At 62.3% G+C, this 24,877-nt stretch carries 24 protein-coding genes; 7 read left to right on the top strand and 17 right to left on the bottom strand.

Features of this window, described 5'->3' with window-relative positions:
- Positions 1-417 precede the first annotated feature (417 nt).
- Together E5E97_RS06085 and E5E97_RS06080 are read left to right on the top strand one after the other, a co-directional pair.
- Positions 418-1,947 (top strand): EAL domain-containing protein, encoded by a 1,530-nt coding sequence (locus tag E5E97_RS06085; RefSeq protein ID WP_171279981.1) that lies wholly within the window; start codon positions 418-420, stop codon positions 1,945-1,947.
- Positions 1,948-2,108: 161 nt separating this feature from the next.
- On the top strand, positions 2,109-3,206 hold the full coding sequence (locus tag E5E97_RS06080; protein WP_017408799.1) for a calcium:proton antiporter: 1,098 nt from the start codon (positions 2,109-2,111) through the stop codon (positions 3,204-3,206).
- 141 nt (positions 3,207-3,347) lie between these two features.
- On the opposite strand, the gene hutH is transcribed toward E5E97_RS06080, so the two are convergent.
- From hutH to ftsY, 10 genes are all read right to left on the bottom strand, one after another.
- Positions 3,348-4,880, bottom strand: coding sequence for a histidine ammonia-lyase (gene hutH, locus E5E97_RS06075; RefSeq protein ID WP_011704356.1), 1,533 nt, complete (start codon positions 4,878-4,880; stop codon positions 3,348-3,350).
- A gap of 4 nt (positions 4,881-4,884) precedes the next feature.
- Positions 4,885-6,594 (bottom strand): urocanate hydratase, encoded by a 1,710-nt coding sequence (gene hutU / locus E5E97_RS06070; RefSeq protein ID WP_118882077.1) that lies wholly within the window; start codon positions 6,592-6,594, stop codon positions 4,885-4,887.
- A 54-nt stretch (positions 6,595-6,648) separates the two neighbouring features.
- Complete coding sequence (gene hutG / locus E5E97_RS06065; protein ID WP_171279980.1) at positions 6,649-7,593, bottom strand: formimidoylglutamase; 945 nt, start codon at positions 7,591-7,593, stop codon at positions 6,649-6,651.
- A complete protein-coding gene (hutI, locus tag E5E97_RS06060; protein WP_162902060.1) occupies positions 7,586-8,821 on the bottom strand; it encodes an imidazolonepropionase in 1,236 nt (411 codons plus the stop codon). Before hutI ends, hutG begins: the two co-directional genes overlap by 8 nt.
- A 155-nt stretch (positions 8,822-8,976) precedes the next feature.
- Positions 8,977-9,681, bottom strand: coding sequence for a histidine utilization repressor (gene hutC / locus E5E97_RS06055; RefSeq protein ID WP_118882080.1), 705 nt, complete (start codon positions 9,679-9,681; stop codon positions 8,977-8,979).
- Between the two features lie 11 nt (positions 9,682-9,692).
- The gene (gene can, locus E5E97_RS06050; protein WP_005308055.1) at positions 9,693-10,352 is read right to left on the bottom strand and encodes a carbonate dehydratase; all 660 of its coding nucleotides are present in this window, start codon (positions 10,350-10,352) and stop codon (positions 9,693-9,695) included.
- A 200-nt stretch (positions 10,353-10,552) separates the two neighbouring features.
- Positions 10,553-11,407, bottom strand: coding sequence for an RNA polymerase sigma factor RpoH (rpoH, locus tag E5E97_RS06045; RefSeq protein WP_016349143.1), 855 nt, complete (start codon positions 11,405-11,407; stop codon positions 10,553-10,555).
- Positions 11,408-11,859: 452 nt separating this feature from the next.
- Positions 11,860-12,813, bottom strand: a complete 954-nt coding sequence (gene ftsX, locus E5E97_RS06040) for a permease-like cell division protein FtsX (RefSeq protein WP_011704350.1) — start codon at positions 12,811-12,813, stop codon at positions 11,860-11,862.
- Positions 12,813-13,481: a cell division ATP-binding protein FtsE gene (gene ftsE, locus E5E97_RS06035; protein ID WP_011704349.1), complete on the bottom strand. Its 669-nt coding sequence runs from the start codon at positions 13,479-13,481 to the stop codon at positions 12,813-12,815. The genes ftsX and ftsE overlap by 1 nt, the downstream gene beginning before the upstream one ends.
- A gap of 90 nt (positions 13,482-13,571) precedes the next feature.
- Complete coding sequence (gene ftsY, locus E5E97_RS06030) at positions 13,572-15,473, bottom strand: signal recognition particle-docking protein FtsY (RefSeq protein WP_118882081.1); 1,902 nt, start codon at positions 15,471-15,473, stop codon at positions 13,572-13,574.
- Between the two features lie 110 nt (positions 15,474-15,583).
- On the opposite strand from ftsY, the gene rsmD reads away from it, so the two are divergent.
- Positions 15,584-16,213 (top strand): 16S rRNA (guanine(966)-N(2))-methyltransferase RsmD, encoded by a 630-nt coding sequence (gene rsmD / locus E5E97_RS06025; RefSeq protein WP_016349138.1) that lies wholly within the window; start codon positions 15,584-15,586, stop codon positions 16,211-16,213.
- The gene (locus tag E5E97_RS06020; RefSeq protein ID WP_171279979.1) at positions 16,197-16,508 is read left to right on the top strand and encodes a DUF1145 domain-containing protein; all 312 of its coding nucleotides are present in this window, start codon (positions 16,197-16,199) and stop codon (positions 16,506-16,508) included. The genes rsmD and E5E97_RS06020 overlap by 17 nt, the downstream gene beginning before the upstream one ends.
- Before the next feature lie 38 nt (positions 16,509-16,546).
- On the opposite strand, the gene E5E97_RS06015 is transcribed toward E5E97_RS06020, so the two are convergent.
- Positions 16,547-16,912, bottom strand: coding sequence for a YijD family membrane protein (locus E5E97_RS06015; protein WP_171279978.1), 366 nt, complete (start codon positions 16,910-16,912; stop codon positions 16,547-16,549).
- A 20-nt stretch (positions 16,913-16,932) separates the two neighbouring features.
- Positions 16,933-17,553: an HTH-type transcriptional repressor FabR gene (gene fabR / locus E5E97_RS06010; protein WP_005308043.1), complete on the bottom strand. Its 621-nt coding sequence runs from the start codon at positions 17,551-17,553 to the stop codon at positions 16,933-16,935.
- A 149-nt stretch (positions 17,554-17,702) separates the two neighbouring features.
- Between fabR and E5E97_RS06005 the strand changes: the two genes are divergently transcribed.
- Positions 17,703-18,821 (top strand): fatty acid desaturase, encoded by a 1,119-nt coding sequence (locus E5E97_RS06005; RefSeq protein ID WP_171279977.1) that lies wholly within the window; start codon positions 17,703-17,705, stop codon positions 18,819-18,821.
- Between the two features lie 479 nt (positions 18,822-19,300).
- Here the strand turns inward: E5E97_RS06005 and E5E97_RS06000 are convergent, their stop codons facing one another.
- Complete coding sequence (locus tag E5E97_RS06000; RefSeq protein ID WP_171279976.1) at positions 19,301-20,554, bottom strand: phospholipase D family protein; 1,254 nt, start codon at positions 20,552-20,554, stop codon at positions 19,301-19,303.
- A gap of 77 nt (positions 20,555-20,631) precedes the next feature.
- Here E5E97_RS06000 and E5E97_RS05995 point away from each other — a divergent pair, with 77 nt between their 5' ends.
- The gene (locus tag E5E97_RS05995; protein WP_168755950.1) at positions 20,632-20,778 is read left to right on the top strand and encodes a hypothetical protein; all 147 of its coding nucleotides are present in this window, start codon (positions 20,632-20,634) and stop codon (positions 20,776-20,778) included.
- A 7-nt stretch (positions 20,779-20,785) separates the two neighbouring features.
- Here E5E97_RS05995 and E5E97_RS05990 read toward each other — a convergent pair whose 3' ends face one another.
- The 3 genes from E5E97_RS05990 to tatA form a co-directional block, all read right to left on the bottom strand.
- The gene (locus E5E97_RS05990; protein ID WP_171279975.1) at positions 20,786-22,210 is read right to left on the bottom strand and encodes a lytic transglycosylase F; all 1,425 of its coding nucleotides are present in this window, start codon (positions 22,208-22,210) and stop codon (positions 20,786-20,788) included.
- A gap of 225 nt (positions 22,211-22,435) precedes the next feature.
- The gene (locus tag E5E97_RS05985) at positions 22,436-22,738 is read right to left on the bottom strand and encodes a YfcZ/YiiS family protein (RefSeq protein ID WP_171281197.1); all 303 of its coding nucleotides are present in this window, start codon (positions 22,736-22,738) and stop codon (positions 22,436-22,438) included.
- A gap of 14 nt (positions 22,739-22,752) precedes the next feature.
- Positions 22,753-22,914, bottom strand: a complete 162-nt coding sequence (tatA, locus tag E5E97_RS05980; protein ID WP_041217014.1) for a twin-arginine translocase TatA/TatE family subunit — start codon at positions 22,912-22,914, stop codon at positions 22,753-22,755.
- Positions 22,915-23,187: 273 nt separating this feature from the next.
- Between tatA and E5E97_RS05975 the strand changes: the two genes are divergently transcribed.
- Positions 23,188-24,156, top strand: coding sequence for a LysR substrate-binding domain-containing protein (locus E5E97_RS05975; RefSeq protein ID WP_011704340.1), 969 nt, complete (start codon positions 23,188-23,190; stop codon positions 24,154-24,156).
- Positions 24,157-24,256: 100 nt separating this feature from the next.
- Here E5E97_RS05975 and E5E97_RS05970 read toward each other — a convergent pair whose 3' ends face one another.
- Positions 24,257-24,856, bottom strand: coding sequence for a YhgN family NAAT transporter (locus tag E5E97_RS05970; protein ID WP_010635400.1), 600 nt, complete (start codon positions 24,854-24,856; stop codon positions 24,257-24,259).
- Positions 24,857-24,877: the final 21 nt, after the last annotated feature.

The following is a 24,877-nucleotide window of genomic DNA, read 5'->3' as shown; positions in this document are numbered from 1 at the left end:
CCAAGCCCCGGGCGGGGTGACGGCCAAAAAATGACGGATGACAGGAAGAAACGGGAGGGAACTCAGCGCACTGGCTGAACGGCGGGCAGAAAAATGGTCCCACAAAGGGGACCAAAAGAAACACTCATATCAAAACTAACACTCTGTGCTACTGACAAAAAAACAGATACAGGAGTATTGAACACACGGTGAGTCAAACCGCACGGCTACTCTAGCCACTTCAGATAAGCTGGACAATTGTCATTTATGACAGGTCAGCGATTGAATCTTCAGCAGTCGATTTTATAAAACCATTATTTATCAGCAGATTATAAATCTGCTGCACAAGTGTGATCGCCTCCGCTCAAATCGATGCAGCTAATGCACTATGATGATGCCACCCATATGCATCCCACCCACACATCAGGCAGGTATCCCTTGCGACCCATCTCCCCCCTCTGGCTCAGTTTGTTGCTGTTCTGCCTGCCCCTGCTGGCCAGCCTGCCCCTCAGCCAGCTGCTTGGCAGCCCGCTGGCCCACCAGCTATTGCAGGAGAAGAAGACGGAGATCGAAGCCGCCCTGGCGGAACGCCATCGGGCGCTGGATGAGAGCATCCGCAGCCAGCTGACCCAGTTTCACTTCGACTGCGGCGAGCAGGACATGGCGCTGCTGCGGGATCCCCGCTTCTACAACAGCCACATCCGCATCCAGGGGATCCTGCTCGCCGCCGGTGGCGGCTGCTCCAGCCTGGGACAGGATCAGCCGTTCACCCCGGCCGAGCTGCCACCCTATCCCAGCCAGGAACAGTTCGGGCTCGCCGCTACCCAGGCCCGCTTCCACACCGAGCAGGAGCTGGTCGCCTACTACCGCACCGGCGGCAACATCGTCTACTGGGTGCTGAACAACAGCTGGAGCCACGCCCTGCTGCAGTACCCCTGCCGCAACTGCTTCTATCTGGAGTTCAGCCAGCAGCAGCCGGGAGTCGCCAGCCCGATCTTTCCGCGCGGTGACAGCACCATCAAGCAGGAGGAGGGCAGCCAGAGTTTGAGCTTTTTAGGTGCCAATCAGGAGATCAGGCAGACCCTGTGGACAGGTCGGGCGCTCGAGCTCTACGCCCAGCAGCAGGCCCGCCACTACGGACTCTGGGGCGGCGCGGCGGTCGGAGCCCTGCTGGTCGCCGCCTACTGGGGGCTGCGCAACTACCGGCGCTCGCTCAAGGGGTTGCTGCAGGCAGGGCTGGCACGGCGGGAGTTCGTGCCCTTCTATCAGCCCGTGGTCGACAGCCGCAGTCAGCAGGTGGTGGGCTTCGAGGCGCTGCTGCGCTGGCAGCGGGGTGGCGACCTGATCCCGCCCGGCGCCTTCATCGACTATGCAGAGGAGCAGCAGCTGATCCTGCCGATGACCAGCCAGCTGCTGGAAAAGGTGATCGCGGACCTGCCCAGACTCGCCCCCGGCCAGTGGGTCAGCGTCAACATAGTGGCCGCCCACCTCGAGCACCCACATCTGCGCAACCTGCTGCTGCTGCACGGCTGGCCCTCCCCCGCCCAGCTCACCTTCGAGCTGACCGAGCGCAAGCCCATCACCGACATCGAGACCGCGATCGCCGAAATCAGCGCCCTGCAGCAGCAGGGCTACCACTTCAAGCTGGATGACTTCGGCACCGGTTACGGCGGCTTCGCCTACCTGCAGCGGCTCGGCATCCGTCAGATCAAGATCGACAAAATGTTCGTCGACACCATAGGCACCGACGACCTCAAGCGCAGCGTACTGGATGCCACCATCGCCTTCGGCCGCGAATCGGGCATGGAGATGATCGCCGAAGGGGTCGAGCGTCAGTCTCAAGTGGATTACCTGGGCCAACGCGGCGTGCACCTGATCCAGGGCTATGTCTATGCACAGCCCATGGCGCTGACCAAGCTGAAGATCTGGCTGCTGGCCTGGTATCAGAACCACACGGGCGAGCGATGAGCCACACTGCCGAGGCCGGTCGATCATATCTTGCAACAAAATGATTTTCCCTTGAGCGGACAACTCCCTTTATCATGAACAGGCGCGCTACCTTGCGTGGCGCCGCCACCCTGTTCCTTACCCGTCGGCTCACGCCGCCCTGATGATGAGAACCATTGCCTATGAAGTCATTTATCCGGCAAGAGATTGCCCTGCCCGTTGGCCTGCTCACCCTGCTCTTTTTCAAGACGCTCGGCAGCGACCTGCTGACAGAGGCCACTCCGCTCGGGATTTATCTTCCTGTCTCGGCGGTGCTGCTTGCCATCGTCACCTGGGCCATCTTCTCGGTGGTGCGCCACTCGGATGCCCTTGCCATCAAGCTTGGCGAGCCTTTTGGCACCCTTATCCTCACCCTGTCGGTCATCTCGCTGGAAGTGGTGATGATCTCCTCGGTCATGCTGACCGGCGAACCCAATCCAGTGATGGCCCGCGACACCATGTTTGCCGTGGTAATGCTGGTGACCAACGGCCTGGTGGGCTTCACTCTGCTGTTCGGCGGCTGGCGCTACCACACCCAGAGCTTCAATCTGGACGGGGTCAAATCCTATCTGGTGGCCATCATCCCGCTGGCCCTGCTCTGCCTGGTGCTGCCCAACTTCACCGAAGGGGGCAACATCGGCAGCATGTCGAGCGCCATGTCCTGGATGCTCATCATCATTTCGGTGCTGCTCTACGGCGTCTTCCTGCTGATCCAGACCCGCAGCCACAGCCACTTCTTCATCGACAGCGATCACGAAGATTACGAAGAACACCACGGCCCGCTGCAGAGCAACGTCTACCACACCCTGTTGCTGCTCGCCTATCTGGTGGTGGTGATCCTGCTGGCCAAGACCCTCGCCATTCCCATCAACCACGGGGTCAAGGTACTGGCGGCACCGCCGGCGCTGGGTGGCTTTATCGTCGCCTGTATCGTGCTGGCCCCCGAGGCGGTCGGCGCCATCAAGGCGGCCTTCAACAATCAGCTGCAGCGGGCCATGAACCTCTACTTCGGCTCTGTGCTGGCCACCATCGCCCTCACCGTGCCTGCGGTGCTGTTCATCGGCGCCATGCTGGGGCAGGAGGTACGCCTGGGCCTCTCCGCCGCCGACATGGTGCTGCTGTTCACCACCCTCATGGTGTGCAAGGTGACCTTCAGCAGCGGCCGCACCAATGTGCTGCACGGCGCCACTCACCTGGTGCTGTTCGTGGTGTACCTGTTCCTGATGTTCGAACACGAATAACCGCGTACCAACGCCAGCAATGAAAAGACCGCCCGATGGGCGGTCTTTTGTTATCTACTCCGGGATCTCATGGACGCCAAAGAAACGGCTTCCCCCTCATCCCCTACCCTTCTCCCGCCAGGGGAGAAGGGGGAGCAAGGCTTACAGGCTCGGCAACACGCCGGCCGGGAGCAGGTCGTTGTAGCTGGCGCGGCCCAGCAGGGCGGCGGCCGCCTCGATGTCCGGCGCGAAGTACCTGTCCTTGTCGTAGAAGCTGACCTCTTCCCGCAGCCGGCCCTTGGCCAGCTCGATGAGCTCGGTGCTGCGCAGGGGGGCACGAAAATCCAGCCCTTGCGCTGCCGCCAGCAGTTCCACCGCCAGAATGCCGCGGGTGTTCTCGGCCATGTCCGCCAGTCGACGGCCGGCGAAGGTGGCCATGGAGACGTGATCCTCCTGGTTGGCAGACGTCGGCAGGCTGTCCACCGAAGCCGGATGGGCCAGCGTCTTGTTCTCGGAGGCGAGCGCCGCCGAGGTGACCTGAGCGATCATGAAGCCCGAATTCACCCCGCCGTTGTTGACCAGGAAGGCCGGCAGACCGGACATCCGCGAATCGATCAGCAGCGCCATGCGCCGCTCGGACAGCGACCCTATCTCGGCGATGGCCAGCGCCAGGTTGTCGGCGGCGAAGGCCACGGGTTCGGCGTGGAAGTTGCCGCCGGAGAGAATGTCTTCATCCTCGGCAAACACCAGCGGGTTGTCGGAGACCGCGTTGGCCTCGCACACCAGCACCTCGGCCGCCTGACGGATCTGGGTCAGGCAGGCGCCCATCACCTGCGGCTGGCAGCGCAGGGAATAGGGATCCTGCACCTTCTCGCAGTTGTGATGGGACATGCCGATCTCGCTGCCATCCACCAGCAGGTGGCGGTAGCAGGCGGCCGCGTCGATCTGGCCACGCTGACCGCGCACCGCGTGGATGCGGGCATCGAACGGCCGGCGGCTGCCAAGGGCGGCCTCCACGCTCATGGCGCCGATGGTGATGGCACCGGCGTAGAGATCCTCGGCGTGGAACAAGCCTTCCAGCGCAAAGGCGGTGCTCGCCTGGGTGCCGTTGAGCAGGGCCAGCCCCTCTTTCGGTGCCAGCGCGATGGGCTCCAGCCCGGCAATCTTCAGGGCCGTGGCGGCGTCGATCAGCTCGCCAGCGTGGCGGGCCTTGCCCTCCCCGATCAGCAGACAGCTCATGTGGGCCAGCGGCGCCAGATCGCCGGAGGCGCCGACGGAGCCCTTCTTCGGCACCACCGGGTAGACTTCGGCGTTGATCAGCCGCATCAGTGCCTCCAGCACCACCAGCCGGATGCCGGAGAAGCCGCGCGCCAGCGAGTTGAGCTTGAGCACCATCATCAGCCGCACGGTGGCGTCATCCATGTACTCGCCAATCCCTGCCGCATGAGAGAGCACGATGGAGCGCTGCAGCTCGTCCAGCTGCTCCACCGGAATGCGGGTGTTGGCCAGCAAGCCAAAGCCGGTGTTGATGCCGTACACCACCCGGTTTTGCTCGATCACCTTGGTGACCACGGCGGCGGAGGCGTGGATCCCCGCCAGGGCGGCGGGATCCAGTGAAACGTGTACCGGCTCGCGGCTGACGCGGCGCAGGGTGGCAAGATCCAGCTCGCCTGGGGTAATAGTCAATTCAAACATGGTGTTACACCTTTCCTTTGACACCGTTGGCGCCGTCAATCATCGGTAGATCCAGTTTCGCCTCGTGGGCACAGTTGATGGCAATCTCGTAGCCGGCATCGGCGTGACGCATCACCCCGGTGGCCGGGTCGTTGCGCAGCACCCGACCGACCCGCTTGGCGGCGTCATCGGAGCCGTCACAGACGATCACTACGCCGGAATGCTGGGAGAAGCCCATGCCGACCCCGCCACCGTGGTGCAGGGAGACCCAGGTCGCGCCGCCGGCCGTGTTGAGCAGGGCGTTGAGCAGCGGCCAGTCGGAGACGGCATCGGAGCCATCCATCATCGACTCGGTCTCGCGGTTCGGGCTCGCCACCGAGCCGGAATCCAGGTGATCGCGGCCGATGACGATAGGGGCTTTCAGCTCGCCATTCTTGACCATCTCGTTGAAGGCCAGACCGAGGCGTACCCGATCCTTGACCCCGACCCAGCAGATCCGCGCCGGCAGGCCCTGGAAGGCGATGCGCTCGCGAGCCATGTCGAGCCAGTTGTGCAGGTGAGGATCATCGGGGATCAACTCCTTCACTTTCTGGTCGGTCTTGTAGATATCTTCCGGATCGCCGGAGAGCGCCACCCAGCGGAACGGGCCAATGCCCTCGCAGAACAGCGGGCGAATGTAGGCCGGGACGAAGCCGGGGAAGTCGAAGGCGTTTTTCACCCCCTCCTCCAGCGCCATCTGGCGGATGTTGTTGCCGTAATCCAGGGTGGCGGCACCGCGGCTTTGCAGGGTCAGCATGGCTTCGACCTGACGAGCCATGGAGTGGCGAGCGGCGACGTTCACCTCCTGGGGCGCGGATTTTTGCAGCGCGCGCCACTGGGCCACGCTCCAGCCCTGCGGCAAGTAGCCGTGCACCGGGTCGTGGGCGGAGGTCTGGTCGGTCACCACGTCCGGGGTGATGCCACGGGCCACCAGCTCGGCGAACACGTCGGCGGCGTTGCCGAGCAGGCCGACGGAGACAGCGCTGCCGCTCTGTTTGGCCTCTTCGATCATGGCCAGCGCCTCATCCAGGCTGTGGGCCTTCTTGTCGACGTAGCGGGTACGCAGACGAAAATCGATGCGGGTCTCGTCGCACTCAACGGCGATCATCGAGAAGCCGGCCATAGTAGCGGCCAGCGGCTGGGCGCCGCCCATGCCGCCGAGCCCGCCGGTCAGGATCCAGCGCCCCTTGGGCTCGCCGTTGAAGTGCTGGTTGGCCACCGCGAAGAAGGTCTCGTAGGTGCCCTGCACGATCCCCTGAGTACCTATGTAGATCCAAGAGCCGGCGGTCATCTGGCCGTACATCATCAGGCCCTTCTTATCGAGCTCGTTGAAGTGCTCCCAGTTGGCCCAGTGCGGCACCAGGTTGGAGTTGGCGATCAGCACTCGGGGCGCGTCCTTGTGGGTCTGGAACACCCCGACCGGCTTGCCGGATTGCACAAGCAGAGTCTCGTTTTCCTCGAGCCGGGTCAGCACCTCGACGATCTTGTCGAAGCAGGCCCAGTTGCGGGCGGCCCGGCCGATGCCGCCATACACCACCAGCGACTGGGGATGCTCGGCCACCTCGGGATCCAGGTTGTTCATCAGCATCCGCAACGGCGCTTCGGTGAGCCAGCTCTTGGCGGTCAGCGTGGTGCCACGCGGGGCGCGGATCACGCGATTGGGATCGTGACGGGGATCCTGGTGTTGCTGGGACATATACACTCCTTGTTTATCGATGCAGCAGGGTGGCGGCCGGCCGGTGGCAGGCCGCTACTTGGTTAACTGGTGGACCAGCCGCGCAGCCACGCGGGCACTGCGGTTGTCCTGATCCAGACTCGGGTTGTATTCGGCCAGATCGGCGAGCCGGAGCTTGCCGCTGGCCCGGATATGGGCGATCAGGGGTTCGATGACCGCCAGCTCCACGCCGCGGGCGGCGGGCGCGCTCACTCCCGGCATCACGGCCGCCGGCAGCACGTCGAGATCGATGGTCAGATAGAGGTGATCGCAGCGGGCGATGAAGGCATCCAGCCCGCTGAGCAAGACCGGCAGCTCGGCCGGCGTCATCGCCTCGTCCAGCACGTGCCACACCCCCAGCTCCTCGGCGCGGGCGAACAGCGCCCGGGTATTGGCGGTCTCGGCCACCCCGAGGCAGGCATAGGTAAACGGCGTGCCCTGGGCGGCGCACTGCTCGGCAATCTGGAAGAAGGGAGTGCCGGAGCTCGCCTGCTCCAGCTTCATGCGCAGGTCAAAGTGGGCGTCGAAGTTGATGATGCCGATCCGGCCACGACCGGCCAGATGCAGGTTGAGGCCGCTCCAGCTGCCGAAGGCCACCTCGTGGCCACCGCCCAGCACCAGTGGGAAGTGTCCCTCATCCAGCAGGCTAGCTACCCGTTCGGCCAACCGGCCGTGGGCGGCATCGAGATCGCCATCCTCGCAGTGCACGTCACCGCTGTCGTAGACGGGCCGACCCAGATGCCAGGCAGTGTTGGCCAGCAGCTTGCGCACCGCCAGCGGCGCACCGGCGGCCCCGACCCGCCCCTTGTTGCGGCGCACCCCCTCGTCACAGGCAAAGCCCACCAGGGCTACGCCCGGGGCGGTGCTGCCGGCTTGTGGCCAGGGTTGCACCTTGTCGTGCCAGCGCAGGGCCAGCTCGCCATCTTCCGGATCCTGGCGCCCCTGCCAGACCGACATGTCGACCGGGTTGAACTTATCCATGGAGGGTCTCCTCGCCGTTGACCACTCGACTCACCAGCTGATCGACGCCGATGAGGTAGCTGAGCTCGGCCGGATGGCCGCAGTTCCAGACCAGAAAGTCCGCCAGCATGCCGACCCTGAGCTGCCCCAGCTGCTCCTGCTCGCCAAGCGCGCGGGCGGCGTGGCGGGTCACTCCGGCCATGGCCTCCACCGGGGTCAGGCCGAACAGGGTGCAGGCCATGTTCATGGCCATCCGCAACGAGACGATGGGAGCCGTGCCCGGGTTGATGTCGGAGGAGACCGCCATCGGCACCCCCGCCTTGCGCAGCGCGGCGACCGGCGGCAGCTTGGTCTCCTTGAGGAAGTAGAAGGCGGTGGGCAGCAGAGTGGCCACCACGCCGCGATGGGCCAGCGCCTGGATCCCTTCCGGATCCAGGTACTCCAGGTGATCCACCGAGAGGGCGCCGAAGTTGGCGGCCAGGGTACTGCCACCCAGGTTGGAGAGCTGATCCATATGCCCTTTCACCGCCAGACCGTATTGATCCGCCGCCAGATAAACCTGCTCGGTCTGGGCCAGCGAGAAGCCGATGTGTTCACAGAAGACGTCCACCGCATCGGCCAGGCCCGCCTCGGCGGCGGCCGGGATGATCTCCTGGCAGATGGTCTCGACCCAGGAGTCGGGATCGTCGCGATACTCCGGCGGCACCGCATGAGCCGCCAGCAGGGTGGTCTTGACCCGGATCGGCAGCGCCTCCCCCAGTCGGCGGGCGACTCGCAGCATCTTGAGCTCGTCCGCCAGGGTGAGGCCGTAGCCGGATTTGATCTCCACCGTGGTGACCCCTTCCCGGATCAGGGATTTCACCCTCGGCAGTGCCAGCTCAAACAGCTGATCCTCGCTGGCCGCGCGGGTAGCGCGCACCGTGCTGATGATGCCGCCGCCCTTGCGGGCGATCTCCGCATAGGGCACACCCTTCTGGCGCAGTTCGAACTCTTCGGCGCGGCTGCCGGCGAAGATGAGGTGGGTGTGGCAATCGATGAGGCCGGGGGTGACCAGCTTGCCCTTCATATCCTGCCAATGGGCGGGATAGGGGCCCTTGAGATCCTGCATCGGCACCAGGGCGTGGATCCGCCCCTCGTGAACGCCGAGGGCATGGGGTTCCAGCAGACCGTAGTCGGCCAGATCGGAGCGCTGGGTGGCGGGTGTCACGTTGAGCCAGACCCGCTCGCAGTTCAACAGTTCCTTGTTCATACCGACCTCTAAATGTATATACATTAACTTATATCCGATCTCTGATGGGAAAGAAAGGATCAAGTTCACATCTTGATAACAGCGTGTTCATTAGAGCTTAAACACAAAAAAGCCCGCTAGAGGCGGGCTTTCTCGAAAATAATATGTATATACAATTAACTGAGACTGGTCTTGGAGCTCAACTTGTAACGGGAGCCCGGCGACAGCAAACGGGCATAGGAGACCAGGTAACCTTCCGACCAGGTACGCCGATGCAGCAGCAGGCAGGGGGTGTCGACCCGCACCTGCAACAAGCCGGCCTCGCCGGCACTCGGCAGCACCGCCTCTACCACGTGCTCCATCTCGGAGAGGGGGCAGACCTCCATCAGATAGCGGTTGGGGGTCTGGCTGGCAAAATCCTGCTCACCATACTCCGGCAGCCGCTCGGCATCGACGAAGCGCTCTTCCAGCTGCAGCGGCTCGCCATCGGCCTGATGGACGATGAGACTGTGGAAGATGGGGGCGCCGACCCGCAGGCCCAGCTGCACCGCCACCTTCTCGTCGGCGGCCTGACGCTGCAGCCGGATCACCCGGCCGCTGTACTCGCTGCCCCGCTCGGCGATCTCGTCGGCGATGTTGCGAATGGCCAGCAGCGGCGATTCAGTGCGCCTGTCCGCCACGAAGCTGCCGGAGCCGGCGGTGCGCACCAGCCAGCCCTCGGCCACCAGCTCGCGCAGTGCCTTGTTGACCGTCATCCGGCTCACGGCGAACTGCTCGCACAGGGCGGCCTCGGTCGGGATCCGGTCGCCCGCCTGATAGTGGCGTTCGCGGATCCCGTCCAGGATATGCTGCTTGATCTGCAGATAGAGGGCCGGTGCCAACGGGATGCTCCTCAGCGACGGCGGTGGGGCGGACGCATGTCCGGCCAGGCGCGATAGACGTCCGGGATCTGCTCGGGCCCGCTGATGCAGAGATCGAGATCGTGCAGCAGACCGTCCTTGATGCCGTAGATCCAACCGTGTACCGCCAGCTCCTGCCCCTTGCGCCAGGCGTTCTGGATGATGGTGGTGTGGCAGACGTTGGCCACCTGCTCGGCCACGTTCAGCTCGCACAGGTAGTCGAAGCGCTCGTGCTCATCCTCGATGGCATCCAGCTGCTCGCGATACTTGAAGTAGACATCCTTGATGTTGCGCAGCCAGTTGTCGATGAGCCCCAGCTCCTGGTTCTGCATCGCCGCCTTGACGCCGCCACAACCGTAGTGGCCGCAGACGATGATGTGCTTCACCTTGAGCACCTCAACCGCGTATTGCAGCACCGAGAGGCAGTTGAAGTCGGTGTGTACCACCAGGTTGGCGACGTTGCGGTGGACGAACACGTCCCCCGGCAGCAGCCCCATCAGCTGGTTGGCGGGTACCCGGCTGTCGGAGCAGCCGATCCAGAGGTATTCGGGGGCCTGCTGGGCGGAGAGGGTAGCAAAGAATTCGGGATCCTCGGCCTTGATCCGTTCCGCCCACTCGCGGTTGTTGGTAAACAAGTCGTTCAAGAGTTTCACTATCTGCTCTCCCTACTGTGGCAGTGGCGGCAACATACCATACACAAGGGTAACCAAGGCAAGGCCGACCAGATCCCCGTCAAACAAAAACAGGGCCATCAGGCCCTGTTTTTATGAGAGGAAGCATCAGGCTTCCATGGCATCTTTCAGCTTCTTGAGCGCGTTCTTCTCAAGTTGACGAACCCGCTCGGCGCACAGGCTTATGCTTCCATCGCATCCTTCAGCTTCTTGAGGGCGTTTTTCTCAAGCTGACGCACCCGCTCGGCGGAAACGCCGTAGGTATCGGCCAGCTCCTGCAGGGTGGTCTTGCTGTCATCGTCGAGCCAGCGGGCACGGATGATGTGCTGGCTGCGCTCGTCCAGGGTCGCCAGGGCCGAGCTCAGGCGACGGGTCGCGTGATCGTCCCAGTTGTCGTTCTCGATGGTAGCCGCCAGATCGGAGGATTTGTCCTCCAGATAGTGAACCGGCGCGAAACCGCCCTCTTCTTCGTCATCACCGACCAGATCGAAGGCCTGATCGTAGTTGCTCATGCGCGCTTCCATCTCGGTGACGTCGGCGGCGGAGACGCCGAGGTCGGCAGCCACGGCCTGCACCTCTTCGTGGTTCAGCCAGCCCAGACGTTTCTTGGATTTGCGCAGATTGAAGAACAGCTTGCGCTGGGCCTTGGTGGTCGCCACCTTGACCATGCGCCAGTTGCGCAGAACGTATTCGTGAATTTCGGCCTTGATCCAGTGCACGGCAAAGGAGACCAGGCGCACGCCGACACTCGGGTCGAAGCGCTTGACCGCCTTCATCAGGCCGATGTTGCCTTCCTGCACCAGGTCGGCCTGGGGCAGACCGTAACCGGCATAACTCTTGGCGACATGAACGACAAAGCGCAGGTGCGACATAACGAGCTGACGGGCAGCCTCGAGATCGCCACCCTGCTGCAAACGCTCAGCCAGTTCACGCTCTTCCTCTGCGCTCAGCACCGGAATCGAGTTTACTGCCTGGATATAGCCTTCCAGACTACCTTGCGGAATCAGAGCCATAGTGCGCTGCAATGAAGTTCCCATGTTCTACCTCTTACTTTTCAATCGAATCAGTCTAACACCCTGAGAGGGCCTGTCTACTGACCGGACGCCATTCTGCGGCCTGCATCAAACATGCTGAACATGTTTGAACCGGGGTTATCTTAGGCCGGCAGGATGAATCATGAATGAACAGTCAAAAAAAGGGGGTCACAATAAAGGACCCCCGAAAAGTAGCATGCTAAGTCCATTGTTGCGGAGCTCGCAACCTTCACATGCTTGCCAAGTCAGACGAGCAAGGCATAGGGGCCACACCCGTATAAATTCTTCAGCATTTGTAGACTGCTTATAAATCAGAAGGTTCACAGGATCCAGAGAAGATCCCGAAGATCGGCAATGTTCAGATTACTCCCAGAACGGCGGCCGTGCCAGAAACGGCCACTCTTTTACTTGATCCAGGTCGCAAAATCCAGCGCTTTAAAACGCTGATAAATTAATCAGGACGGTTCGATGTCGCGAATGTGACGATGGACCGAAAACCAGGAGGCGATCAGCCCCAACAAGGCGCCCAGCAGGATCAGGTTGATCCCGTCCACCGCCCCCATCCCCACCAGCCGGAAGTTGCTGTTGTAGAGACCGGCTAGCTCCTTCACCACCCCCTCGCTCCAGATCACCATCACCTCGGTCAACCACCAGGCCAGCATGCCACCGATAACCCCGAACCAGATGCCGGTATAAAGGAAGGGACGATGGATGAAAGCATCGGTCGCCCCCACCAGCTTGAGCACTTCGATCTCGGAGCGCTGGTTGAGAATATTCAGCCTGAGCGTGTTGCCGACGATCAGCAGTACCGCGGAGAGCAGCAGCACCGCGATGCCGGTGATGGTGTGGCGCAGCAGGTTCATGATCCCCTGCAGCCGGGTCAGCCACTGCAGATCCAGCTTGCCCTGTTCCACCCCATCTTCGTTGTTGAGCTTGTTGAGCAGCTCGGCCGCCCCTTCCGGGTTCTGCCAGCGCGGATCCGGGATCACGCTCAGCACCGGCGGCAGCGGGTTGCTGTCGAGGTAGTCGAGCGCATCGCCAAACCCGGAGATCTCGCGAAACTCCTTGAGCGCCTCATCCCGGCTCATGTAGGTGACCGACTCCACCTCCGGGTAGAGCAGGATCCGCTGCTTCATGTCGAGGATGTTCTGCTCAGGCAGATCCTTGCGCAGATAGAGGGAGATCTGGGAGCTGGTCTGCCAGCTGCCCTCTACCACCTCGGCGTTTTTCAGCAGCACGTGGAAGCAGGAGGGCAGCGCCAGACTGACCCCCAGCACCGCCAGCGTCATCAGTGAGGCAAGCGGGTTGCGCCACAGCTCCCCCAGGCTGGAAAAAGCCTGCCGGGCGTGGTCGACCCAGTACATCATGAAGCGCCGTAGCGGCGGCTGTTTATGACGAACGATAGCCATCAGAGCTCCTCCCCTGCCGAATACATGCGACCCGCCTTGAGGGTCAGGGTGCGATAGCGCATGCGGGCGATCAGCCCCAGATCGTGGGTGGCAATCAGCACGGAGACACCGAAGCGGTTGAACTCCTCGAACAGCCGCATGATGTCCATGGAGAGCTGGGGATCCAGGTTGCCGGTCGGTTCATCCGCCAGCAGCAGTGGCGGCTTGTTGACGATGGCCCGGGCGATGCCGACCCGCTGCTGTTCGCCGCCGGAGAGCATGCGCGGCTGGTAGCGTTCCTTGCCAAGCAGCCCCACCTTGTCGAGCGCCGCCGCCACCCGTTTGTTGATGTCCGCATGGCTGTAGCCGTCGATCACCAGCGGCAGCGCCACGTTGTCGAACACGGTGCGGTCCATCAGCAACCGGTGATCCTGGAAGATCATGCCGATCTGGCGGCGTACGTAGGGGATCTCCCCCCGCTTGATATGGCTGACGTCGTCGCCATGAAAGAACACACGGCCGTCGGTGGGCCGTTCCATCACACTGATGAGTTTGAGGAGGGTACTCTTGCCTGCACCCGAGTGTCCGGTCAGGAAGGCCATCTCCCCCTTGCGCAGGTGAAAACTGACCTTCTGCAGCGCCTGATGGCCGCCGCTGTAGACCTTGCTGACCTTGTCAAAACGGATCATAACGGTTCCCTGACAGTGACCAACCCCGACCTGGGTCGGGGTTGGGGGCGCACGACTCGCGGCGCCCGAGCTTGCTCATCGCGAAGGAGATTACTCCTCGCGACTGAAAAGCGCCTCGATGAAGTCGTTGGCGACGAACGGACGCAGATCGTCGATCCCCTCGCCCACCCCGATGTAGCGGATCGGGATCTGGAACTTGTCGGCCACCGCGAAGATGACGCCGCCCTTGGCGGTGCCGTCCAGCTTGGTAAGGGTGATACCGGTCAGGCCCACTGCCTCGCTGAACAGCTTGGCCTGGCTCAGGGCGTTCTGGCCGGTGCCGGCATCCAGAGTCAGCATGATCTCGTGGGGCGCATCTTCATCCAGCTTCTTCATCACCCGCACTACCTTCTTGAGCTCTTCCATCAGGTTGCTCTTGTTCTGCAGGCGGCCGGCGGTATCGGCGATCAGCACGTCAGCCCCGCGGGAGCGGGCAGCCTCGATAGCGTCATAAATGACGGAAGCGGAGTCGGCACCGGTATGCTGGGCAATCACCGGAATATTGTTGCGCTGACCCCACACCTGCAGCTGCTCGACCGCAGCGGCACGGAAGGTGTCGCCCGCCGCCAGCATCACGCTCTTGCCCTCGGCCTGGAACTGCTTGGCCAGCTTGCCGATGGTGGTGGTCTTGCCGACGCCGTTCACGCCGACCATCAGGATCACGTAAGGCTTTTTGCTGGTGTCGATCACCAGAGGCTGCTCCACCTTGGCCAGCATCTCGCCCATGTCCTGCTTGAGCAGGCCATAGAGCGCCTCGGCATCCTTGAGCTGCTTGCGGTCCGCGTGCTGCACCAGCCCCTCGATGATGCGGGTGGTGGTGTCGACGCCAAGATCGGCGGTCAGCAGCTGGGTCTCCAGCTCTTCAAACAGCTCATCGTCGATCTTCTTGCCACGGAACAGGCCGAAGAAACCGGAACCGATATTCTCCTTGGTGCGCACCAGACTGCGCTTGAGGCGAGCAAAGAAGCCCTCCCGCTGAGGCTTGTCCTGAGTGTCGTCGTCCACCTTGGCGGCCAGCGGCAGAGCGGCCAGGGCGGCGGCCTCAGCCTCCATCGCGGCGACCAGGCGCAGATCTTCCGCTCGCTGGGCCTCTTTGGCGAGACGGGCCTCCTCGGCAGCCTGCGCTTCGGCAGCAATACGGGCCTCTTCTACGGCACGAGCTTCGGCAGCAATACGGGCTTCTTCTGCGGCGCGGGCTTCGGCAGCAATACGCGCCTCTTCCGCAGCGTGAGCTTCAGCAGCAATGCGAGCCTCTTCTGCGGCACGGACCTTGGCGGCAATACGAGCCTCTTCCGCCGCAAGGGCTTCAGCGGCAATACGCGCCTCTTCCGCAGCGTGAGCTTCAGCAGCAATACGCGCTTCTTCTGCGGCACGGGCCTCGGCAGCAAGACGAGCCTCTTCTGCGGCGCGGGCCTCGGCAGCAAGACGAGCCTCTTCTGCGGCGCGGGCTTCGGCGGCAATACGCGCTTCTTCTGCAGTACGGGCCTCGGCAGCAATACGGGCCTCTTCTGCGGCGCGGGCCTCAGCGGCAATGCGAGTCTCTTCTGCAGAGCGAGCCTCGGCGGCAATACGAACTTCTTGCGCAGCCTTGAGCTCGGCAGCAACACGGGCAGCCTCTTGCGCCTGTGCCTCGGCAGCGGCACGCTCCTCTTCGGCCAGCAGGGCTTCATTGACGATCACCGGCTCCAGATCGGAGGCACACTCCTCCACCACCAGCGGACCATGGTCATCCAGCTCGGCAGGTGGGCAGCAATCATCGTGCAAAACGGAATTCTGTGCGCTGGCGGGCACTTCAGCCGCCACGGCTGGCGTAGGATCGGAAACGGGAGCGGGGGCAGCAGCGACCTCGGGCTCAGCGGTAATCGGGGTGGCTTGCAGTGTCTGTGGTTGGACAGCCTCAGCCTCTTCTTTCTTGCGGCCGAAACCCAGCCAGGAAAACAAACCTTTTGCCATCTAAAAATACTCACATCAAAGGCTGACTGCTAAGATAGCCGTCCCTCGGCGGGTCGGCATAAAAATGAACCGCCTTATACTACCACTTTATTTTCTGACGACGAAACGCGATGCCCAGAGTGAAATCCAGCCGTAACGGCCCGAGCAAGAGCCCAGCCCCGCAGGGGAAATCGGGCTTTGTAAGAATCATCAGCGGCCAGTGGCGAGGCCGCAAACTGCCGGTCAGAGATGTGGAAGGACTCAGACCCACCACGGATCGCGTCAAGGAGACCATCTTCAACTGGCTGGCTCCGCATGTCCGTGGCACCCGCTGTCTGGATCTGTTCGCCGGCAGCGGCGGCCTGGGGCTCGAGGCGCTGTCGCGCTATGCCGAGCAGGTCACCCTGATCGAGATGGACAAGGGCGCCGCAGACCAGATCAAGAAGAACCTGACCACCCTCGGCAGCAGCCAGGGTCAGGTGATCCAGTCCGATGCCGTCAGCTGGCTGCAGGGGCCGGCCACGCCGTTCGATCTGGTGTTTCTCGACCCCCCCTTTCGCCGCGAACTGCTGCCTCAGGTGTGCGAGCTGCTGGAGCAACGCGGCTGGCTGGCACCAGATGCCCTCATCTATCTGGAGCGGGAGAAGGAGATGGCCGATCTGCCGCTGCCGGCCAGCTGGCAACTACTCAAGGACAAACAGGCAGGCCAGGTCTGCTATCAACTCTATCTGCGGGAGGTAAACGATGAAGCGGGTGTTTAATCTGTTGGCGATGGGCCTCATCCTGTTCTTCTGGTTCGGCGTGCTGGTCAGCCTGATCGCCCCGCTGCCGGGCAAGCTCAACGGCTTTCTGCCGGTGTGCGGCGTGATCGTGGCCCTGATGCACTGGGTGCAGGCCAGTATGGTCAAGGCGGCCTGCAAGCCCTACTTCGCGGTGAGCCGGCTCGAGTTCACCCAGGTGCTGGTGTTCGGGGTGTTCGGCATGGTGGAGATCCGTGCCAGGCTGCAAGCCATCATCGACGCCAAACAGCACGGCACAGACAACAAAGCCGGGTGATCCCGGCTCTGTCATAGTGGTTCTGGAAGGAGTGCTGGTCACTCCTTCTCTTTTTTCCCCACGCTGATGCCGAGCTTGATGGAGAGCACCGCCAGCAGCAGCAACATCATGATCAGCGAGAAGAAGTTGCTGCCAAGCTCGGGGTACTGCACCTTGACCAGCGCCGAGTGGCCGAACACGCCGATGAAGAAGCAGAGCAGCATGCAAACGGGTGTGTTGCCCTCCAGCGAGACATGACTGTAGTGCTGGTAGAGCTGATAGGCAGCCAGTACCAGGGCGATCATCGGGAAGAAGGAGAAGGGCACCACCGACTCCGACAAGACCGTCAGAGAGGCATCACCACAGATGCCGATGAGCAGGGCCAGCAGCAGGGGTTTCTTCGGGATCGGGTTCTGATCATGCATGGAGCTGTCCATCCTTTGACTTAAGAGAGAGGTTCACGGCGCTTCTGGTTCTGGACCTCGGCGCCCATGGCGATCATGCGCAGCTGGCGGATGGTGCGATCGGACAGGGCCCGGCACTCCTCGCTGGTCATGTCGAGGGCATCGGCACCGGCGCTGAAGACGATGGTCACCATGGCTTCGGCCTGGATGTAGGCCTCTTCCCGCGGTGCTCCCGTGGTGGCCTCGAGGTAATCGGTCAGCTCGGCGATGAAGTGCTGGATCTCCCGCGCCACCGCCTGCCGGAATGCAGCCGAGGTGCCTGAGCGCTCGCGCAGCAGCAACCGGAAGATGTTCGGATTGTTCTCGACGAATTCCATGAAAGTCTGCACCGAAGTGCTGATGACGCTGCCGCCCCCGGCGATGCGCTGGCGCGCCTGGCGCATCAGCTGGCGCAGGGTCAGGCCGCCTTCATCCACCAGGGTCAGGCCCAGCTCCTCCATGTCGCGAAAGTGACGATAGAAGGAGGTGGGCGCGATGCCGGCCTCCCGCGCCACTTCCCGCAGGCTGAGGTTGGAAAAACTGCGGTTGGCGCACAGTTGGCTGAACGCCGCCTCGATCAGAGTACGCCGGGTTTTTTCTTTTTGTTGCGCGCGAATACCCACGAAAACAGTCACCTTCAGGTTATCGAGGCCAAATGATAACCCGAAGGCTGCGCTAGGATCAGGTTTGTCTCCTACTTTTTTACCATTGACCCGAATTCTGGCTGCATGGAGAATGGCGCACAGCTGTTCGCTGAAAGGAACCGAGTGAGATGGAACGCCCCCCGATCATCATGACCAACACCCTGCTGTTTGCCCTCTCCGGGCTGACCGCACTGATCGCCGTGCCCTGGTACGGCATGACCCATGGCTATGACCTCTGGCAGTGGGGCAGCTTCCTGCTGCTGTTCTGCTATTGCGGCATCTCCATCACCGCCGGCTACCACCGGCTCTGGTCCCACAAGGCCTACAAGGCACACCCGATCCTGCAGTGGATCTTCGCCATCGGCGGTGCCCTCGCCCTGCAAAACTCGGCCCTGCACTGGTCTTCCGACCATCGCCGCCACCATCGCCACGTGGATGACAACCAGCAGGATCCCTACAGCGCGGGACGCGGTTTCTGGTACTCCCACATCGGCTGGATGCTGCGCGAATACCAAGGCGACACCTATCACGACTACAGCAATGTGCGGGATCTGCAGAACAACCCCATCGTCGTTTTCCAGCACAAGCACTATCTGGCGCTGACCCTGGCCACCAACATCGGCATCCCACTGCTGCTGGGGCTCGTCCACGGCGATCTGCTCGGCATGTTGCTGCTGGCCGGGGTGCTGCGCATGGTGATGACTCATCACACCACCTTCTTCATCAACTCGCTGGCCCACATCTGGGGCAGCCAGCCCTTCACCGACCGCAACAGCGCACGGGACAACGGCATCCTGGCCTTCTTCACCTTCGGCGAGGGTTACCACAACTTCCACCACCTGTTCGAGAACGACTATCGCAACGGCATCCACTGGTGGCAGTTCGATCCCACCAAGTGGCTGATCCGCAGCGCCTCCTGGTGCGGGCTGACCCGGGATCTGCGCGCCTGTCCGGAAGAGCGGATCGAACAGGCCAGGCTGGAGATGCAGCTGAAACGGGCCCAGGCCAAGCTGCGCAAGCAGGATGACAGGGAGCTGTGGCAGGCCCTGCTGCAGGAGGAGTACGACAAGCTGAACCAGCAGTTGCAGCACTACTACGCCAGCCGCAAACGCCTGCTGGAGCAGCGCAAGCGCAAGGCGCTGGCCCGCTACGACCAACTGAAGCTGCAGCTGGAGTATCGCAACCTGCACGATGCCTTCATCTCCGCCAAACGCAACTGGAGCCGACTGCTGGTAGGTATCGCCTGACCCTAGAACGTCGGACTGAACAAAGAAAAAGACCGCCAATCGGCGGTCTTTTTCTGGGCACGACTCAGCCAGCGAGCCATAAAAAATGGGGTGACACTCGCATGTCACCCCCTCGCAAATAGCATGTTCCATATTGGAATCCGGTCCTGTCGGGTGCTGCCCCTGTTTCCTGAGTTTCCGCTACCCATCTGAAGCAGGTGCCTGCTGGAGCAATCCAGTCGGCCAGTTCCCTTCACGACCCTCTTCCGCACGGCGGCAAGCCACCGTGTTGTCCTTGCAGTTGAAATATTACGCAGATAAATAAAATAAAAAACCGTTTTATGCGCCCATGTATGCAAGCCGCAACCCTTCATGGAACTTCAGTCAGAAAACAATCCGATTAAAAACAATACGATAAGCCAGTTCATCGCCATAGGATGGCAAACGTTATCCTCGAAGGCGCACAAGGCTTTGCGAGATCTCGCACACGCTCGGCCCACTCACAACCAGCGCTGCAGCGGCAACCAGTCACTGACCCTGGCCAGCAGGCGGCGCAGGGTGGAGGGCGGGGCCGCCACCGAGTGGGAAGAGCGTTGCTGCCAGGTCGCCAGCCACTGCTGCAACTCGGCACACAACGCGGGACAGGCCAGATGCAGCACCAGCTCGGTGTTGAGCAGCAGAGAGCGCGGATCCAGATTGAAGCTGCCGAGCAGCGCCTCCTCCTCCCCCACTAAGATCAGCTTGGCATGCAGACTGAGCGACTCCCCCTCCAGCTCCGACAGCGCTATGCCCTGCCGTATCAGCCAGGGACGGTGACGGCGATAGGCGCCGTATACCAGCGGCACATCCGTGCTGGCCAGGGAGTTGGTCAGAATGTCAATGCTCACCCCCGCCTGCCGCTGCTGCCTGAGCCGGCGGCGCAGCCCCCGGGTCAGGATGAGATAAGGGGTGACCAGACTCAGGGTGCCTTGGTTGTCGGCCAGCTTGCGCCAGAGCAGGCGTGCGGTGGTGGGTCGAGACACCAGCCCCTTGCCGGGTCGATCAAACCACACTTCTGCCTCTCCACCATGCCAGCGCAGGGGAACGGGTTCGGGATCGAACAGGCTGGCGGGCAGGTCATAGACGGCCGCTACCTGCGGCTCGTTCATCGTCAGCAGAAAGTCGTTCACCACCTGCACCTCGGCCCGCTGCAGTGGGCGCCGCAGCAGACGGCGGATCGGGTGGCTCCAGCGGCTGCGCCAGAATTGATCGAAACCCTGCTCGGCCTGCTGGCAAAGCGGGCCGCGACAGGCAAGATCCAGATCGACGAACTGGGGCGCCCCACCGAGCCCGAAGTAACGGTCCCCGATGTTGCGACCGCCGATCACCGCCTGACTGCCATCCACCAGCAGCAGCTTGTTGTGCATGCGGTGATTGATGCGGCGAAAGCTGAGCAGCCCTTCCAGCAGCAGGGTCAGTGGCCGCCAGCCGCGCAACCAGAAGGGATTGAACAGGCGCACCTCGATACCCGGCTGATGGGCCACCATCTCCAGGAAACGGTTGTCGCCAGCATAGAGGTCATCGATGAGCAGCTGCACCCGCACCCCGCGCCGGGCGGCATGCAGCAGCTCCGCCAGCAACAGCTTGCCGCTGCTGTCCTCCTCCCAGCTGTAGTACTGGGCCTGGATCCGGCTTCTGGCGCCGCGGATCAGCTGGCAGCGCAGTTTGAGTGCCAGCTCGGGCTGGTCTATCAGGGCGAATTCAGCGGGGATCATGGCGTCATCCGCCTGTCATGAGGAAATGGCATAACGCTGGCTAAGGGCCTCGTAGCAACAGGATGAAGGAATTTACCATGGAACTCACGGATCGCCCCGCCATCAGTCACAGACCGCAGGCCAGTGAGCCGGATCCCTCGCCAAGCGGCCAGCTGGCCCCCTGGTATTTGCAGCATAAGGATCAGGCCTGGCAGCCCTTCGCCCCGCCCGCCCAACCGCACTAGCAGGACGTCAGGGCTGGGCCACTGCCTCGATGGCGGCCGCCTTGCCCTCCAGCTGGGGCAGGCTGAAGCGGTAGGCCACATAGTACTTGTAGATGGTGCTGACATAGTTGATAGGCCCCTGGCCCACCTCGTTGGCCACCAGCTGCTCCACGTTGCCGAACCAGACATTGGGATCCAGCCCGGCGGCCTCGGCCTTGGCCCTGAGCGCCTGCACCCGGTTCGGGCCGGCATTGTAGGCCGCCAGCGCAAACAGGTGGCGGTTGAGCACATCCAGCTTGGGATCATTGAAATAGGTGTCGAGGATCAACCGCATATAACGGCAGGCCGCCTCCACGTTGCCCTCCAGACTGGCAAGCCGGGCACCGCGAATGCCCACCTCGCCGCCGGTACTCGGCAACAGCTGCATGATCCCCACCGCCCCCCGTTCGGAACGGATATTGGCATTGAGGCCAGACTCCTTGTAAGCCAGCGCCGCCAGCATCAGCCAGTCCAGCCGGTACTTGTCGGCCTGCTGCTCCAGCACCTTGCGGATGGTCGACAGCCTGCCCAGCGGATCCGGCGCCAGTATGTTGCTCATCTGGTCGTTGCGCGCCAGCAGACGGCGCAGAGCCATGTCGCTGTAAAGGGTGCGCTTGCCGGCATCGGCCAGATAGTCGTTCACCGCCTTGAGCAGTTCGGGACTGTTGTTGCGCAGGGCCCAGGCGCTGCGGCCATTGTCCCGCAGCGGGATCAGCTTGTGGGCCCGCAGCCCGCTGATCATGCCGAGCCAGATCCGCCCCTTGAAGCTGTCGGTCACGGTGAGCGGTATGATGCCGGCCGCCACCATCTCCAGCAGATCCCCGTCCTGCAGATATTCAGGCACTGTCTCGATATAGATGGGCGGCAGCCCCAACTCGCGAAACAGCCAGTTGAGCTGGCGCAGGCTCTCGTAATAGCTGGAGCTGGCCCGCACCCAGACCCGCCGACCGGAGAGCTGGGTGATGCGGTTGAAGGTCGGCAGGCTGTGCTGGCTCACCACCCACTCTTCGATGGGGGCGATCACCGGGCTGGAGAAGGTCACCTGTTCGCGCCGGGTCGGCGTCACCGTCATGTTGGCGGCCACCAGATCCCCCCGCCCCTCGGTGAGGTAGTCCAGCAGCTTGTCCTGGCGCACCGGGATGTAGATGATCTTGAGCTTGATCTTCTCCTTGGCCAGGTAGGTCTGATTCAGCCAGCGCTCGAACCCCTGCAGCTGGTTGACCAGGATGCCGTGCTGGGCCCCCTTGTCGAAGAAGAAGAAACCCCGCTCATAGACCACCAGGGCCCTGAGCTCTTTCTTCTGCAATATGCTGGCGAGATCCCCGGGCTGGGGCAGCCGTTGCGGCTTGAGATCCGCAGCCAGCAGAGGCAGCGCACACAGAGCGAGCAGGCCCCAAAGCCAGCGCCGTCTCATGATGAGAGCGCCTGCGGTTGCTTCGCCGCGAGCGGGAGCCCGTCAAACGGGTGGCGAACAAAGGTGGGGAAAATGGCGAAGAGCCAGCGCTGAACCATGATGAGATCGCCTTCTGTTGGCCGACTCGCGTCGGGCAAAACCGTCTGTGGGATAACTAACTATAGAACGCGGACCCACAGCAGAAGGGTCAACACGGCAGGCAAGCCTGCCGTGTCATCAGCAGGCTCAGATAGAGCGGGCACGCATCTCGAAAATGAGTTTTTCGGCGGTGCAGGTGAATTGCAGGCGGGCTTTCAGGATCACGCCGTTGGCGCCCTGGCTCAGTTCGCTGCTGCTTGTGGCTTCGGCAGTGACCTGCTTGGCCAGCGCCTCGTAGGCGGCCAGCTTGGCGCGCGCGTCGGCTTCTGCAGCGGCCTCGATCACCAGTTCCATCACATCGTCACCCTCACCGATGATGGTACCAATTTCGGCGAAGCAGCCGCAGCTGTCACAGGTCTCGTTCAATTCCACTTTCTCTTCTACGAACATCATTCAACTCCCACTTATTTCGGCTGTGATTCATCGTCACGCAAGGCTTTGCGAAAATCCTTGATGGCGGTGCCCAGATCCTCTCCGGCACTCGCCAGGCGTTTGCTGCCAAACACCACGACGACCACCACGAGCAGGATCAACAAATGCCAGATATGAATTCCACCGAGTCCCATAGGGATACTCCTGACTGATAGATACCGATTGTTTGTATCAAAAGAAGGCGCAAAGATTGTTGGGCAAAATCAAGACAGGTGCAAGTTTGCAAATAAATCACTCAAAAAATACGGCGACCCAAGGTCGCCGTATTGCTTGATGCTACTTGTCCCCTCAACCACTACATCCTGTACCAGCCGCCATCGAAGGCGAGAGACGTTTCGAGCATAAATTCGCCTAGATATGAAAACAAATGGTATAAATTCATCTAAGAATTGAAGAGGATTCATATCATGTTGCTGGAACAGTTGGGGCGTATCGACCTCAATTTATTGATTATCCTGCAAGTATTGCTGGAAGAGCGGAACGGCAGCCGGGCGGCCCGTCGGCTGCACCTGAGCCAGTCTGCCGTCAGCAAGGCGCTCGGCCGGCTGCGGGAAACCTTCGACGACCCCCTGTTCGTGCGCTCGGCCTACGGGCTGGAACCCACTGCCCGCGCCCTCAGCCTGCAGCAGCAACTGCAGCCCATCCTGCTGTCGCTCGACAACCTGATCCAGCCGCCGGATTTTGACCCGACCACCACCGAGCGGGAGTTTGTCATCGCCAGCATGGACAGTGCCTTCACCCTGTTCGCCCCGCTCTACCTGAGCGAGCTGAAACGACAGGCACCCGGCATCCGGCTGCGCTACGAGGAGTGGACCGAGAACAGCCTGACCGAGATGAGCCAGGGCCAGGTGGACATCGCCTTCACGGTGCGGGAGAACTGCATCAACTCGGACTTTCGGCTCGACACCCTGCCCAACGCCATCTGCCAGCGGCTGCTCGCCATCGACGATCTGACCTGCCTGGTGCAGCACGACCACCCCGCCCTGCACGAACCCGAGTGGGATCTCACCCGCTACCTGGCCTATCCCCACGTGCAGACCTATTGCGAGGGGCGCGATCGCTGGATGCTGGATCACAAGCTGGCGGAGCAGGATCTCTATCGTCGCATCGAGGCGACCGTGCCCTCCTTCGAGGCGGCGCTGCGGATGGGCATGCACTCGGACATGATAGTGACCCTCTCCCGGCTCTACGCCCGCCACGCCACCCAGGTCTATCCGCTGGTACCGCTGCCGCTGCCTATCGCCCTCGACAGCATCTCCCACCTGCTGATCTGGCATCAGCGCCACGAGGAAGATCCTGGCCACCGCTGGCTGCGGGAAACCCTGCTGACCCTCATCATGGGCAAGCTGGAGCCCACTGCTGCCGAACCGTCCTGATATCAGTACCGGGCCGAAAGACCCTGACGGTCACCACGCCGGATCACAGGCAAAAAAACGGGGCTCATCGAGCCCCGTGTCTTTTCTGTTGGCCGGCCGGTCAGTTCTGACCGGTCACCGCCAGGTAGTGATGCACCCCGTCGAGCAGCATCTGCACCGAGATCATCACCAGCAGCATGCCCATCAGACGCTCCACCGCGGTGAGTCCTCGCTCACCCAGCAGCTTGTTGAATACCTCGTAGAACATCAGGATCACCGCGCTGGCGCCCCAGGCCATCAACAACGCCAGCGACCAGTCCGCCATCCGGGTCGGCTCCTGGTTGGCCAGCAGCAGCAAGGACGCCAGGATCGAGGGGCCGGCAATCATGGGGATGGCCATGGGCACCAGGAAGGGCTCCTCACCCGCGGCCAGCCCGGTTACCCCACCCTCACTCGGGAAAATCATCTTGATGGCGATAAGGAACAGGATGATGCCGCCGGCGATGCTGACCGCCTCCTGCCGCAGATTGAGGAAATTGAGGATCTGCTGGCCGACGAACAAGAAGGCCATCATGATCACCAGGGAAAACAGCAGCTCCCGCATCATCACCTTGCGGCGTCGCTTGGGATCGATATGACGCAGGATCGACAGGAAGACCGGCAGGTTGCCCAGCGGATCCATGATCAGAAACAACATGACGGCAGCGGAGAAAGTGTCCATACAACGCCCAGGCTAAGCCTT

It is taken from the genome of Aeromonas sp. 2692-1 (genome assembly GCF_013085505.1).
Taxonomy (GTDB): Bacteria; Pseudomonadota; Gammaproteobacteria; order Enterobacterales; family Aeromonadaceae; genus Aeromonas; species Aeromonas hydrophila.
Note: the sequence above shows the minus strand (reverse complement) of the source record. Positions and strands in the feature narration are given on the sequence as shown.

Bases quoted from the DNA above. Each gene is read 5' to 3' on its own strand.
- E5E97_RS06080 (WP_017408799.1), top strand. From the start codon at position 2,109: ATGAAGTCATTTATCCGGCAAGAGATTGCCCTGCCCGTTGGCCTGCTC.
- hutH (WP_011704356.1), bottom strand. From the start codon at position 4,880: ATGTTTGAATTGACTATTACCCCAGGCGAGCTGGATCTTGCCACCCTG.
- hutU (WP_118882077.1), bottom strand. From the start codon at position 6,594: ATGTCCCAGCAACACCAGGATCCCCGTCACGATCCCAATCGCGTGATC.
- hutG (WP_171279980.1), bottom strand. From the start codon at position 7,593: ATGGATAAGTTCAACCCGGTCGACATGTCGGTCTGGCAGGGGCGCCAG.
- hutI (WP_162902060.1), bottom strand. From the start codon at position 8,821: ATGAACAAGGAACTGTTGAACTGCGAGCGGGTCTGGCTCAACGTGACA.
- rpoH (WP_016349143.1), bottom strand. From the start codon at position 11,407: ATGGGAACTTCATTGCAGCGCACTATGGCTCTGATTCCGCAAGGTAGT.
- ftsX (WP_011704350.1), bottom strand. From the start codon at position 12,813: ATGGCTATCGTTCGTCATAAACAGCCGCCGCTACGGCGCTTCATGATG.
- ftsE (WP_011704349.1), bottom strand. From the start codon at position 13,481: ATGATCCGTTTTGACAAGGTCAGCAAGGTCTACAGCGGCGGCCATCAG.
- ftsY (WP_118882081.1), bottom strand. From the start codon at position 15,473: ATGGCAAAAGGTTTGTTTTCCTGGCTGGGTTTCGGCCGCAAGAAAGAA.
- rsmD (WP_016349138.1), top strand. From the start codon at position 15,584: ATGCCCAGAGTGAAATCCAGCCGTAACGGCCCGAGCAAGAGCCCAGCC.
- E5E97_RS06020 (WP_171279979.1), top strand. From the start codon at position 16,197: ATGAAGCGGGTGTTTAATCTGTTGGCGATGGGCCTCATCCTGTTCTTC.
- E5E97_RS06015 (WP_171279978.1), bottom strand. From the start codon at position 16,912: ATGCATGATCAGAACCCGATCCCGAAGAAACCCCTGCTGCTGGCCCTG.
- E5E97_RS06005 (WP_171279977.1), top strand. From the start codon at position 17,703: ATGGAACGCCCCCCGATCATCATGACCAACACCCTGCTGTTTGCCCTC.
- E5E97_RS06000 (WP_171279976.1), bottom strand. From the start codon at position 20,554: ATGATCCCCGCTGAATTCGCCCTGATAGACCAGCCCGAGCTGGCACTC.
- E5E97_RS05995 (WP_168755950.1), top strand. From the start codon at position 20,632: ATGGAACTCACGGATCGCCCCGCCATCAGTCACAGACCGCAGGCCAGT.
- E5E97_RS05990 (WP_171279975.1), bottom strand. From the start codon at position 22,210: ATGAGACGGCGCTGGCTTTGGGGCCTGCTCGCTCTGTGTGCGCTGCCT.
- E5E97_RS05985 (WP_171281197.1), bottom strand. From the start codon at position 22,738: ATGTTCGTAGAAGAGAAAGTGGAATTGAACGAGACCTGTGACAGCTGC.
- tatA (WP_041217014.1), bottom strand. From the start codon at position 22,914: ATGGGACTCGGTGGAATTCATATCTGGCATTTGTTGATCCTGCTCGTG.
- E5E97_RS05975 (WP_011704340.1), top strand. From the start codon at position 23,188: ATGTTGCTGGAACAGTTGGGGCGTATCGACCTCAATTTATTGATTATC.
- E5E97_RS05970 (WP_010635400.1), bottom strand. From the start codon at position 24,856: ATGGACACTTTCTCCGCTGCCGTCATGTTGTTTCTGATCATGGATCCG.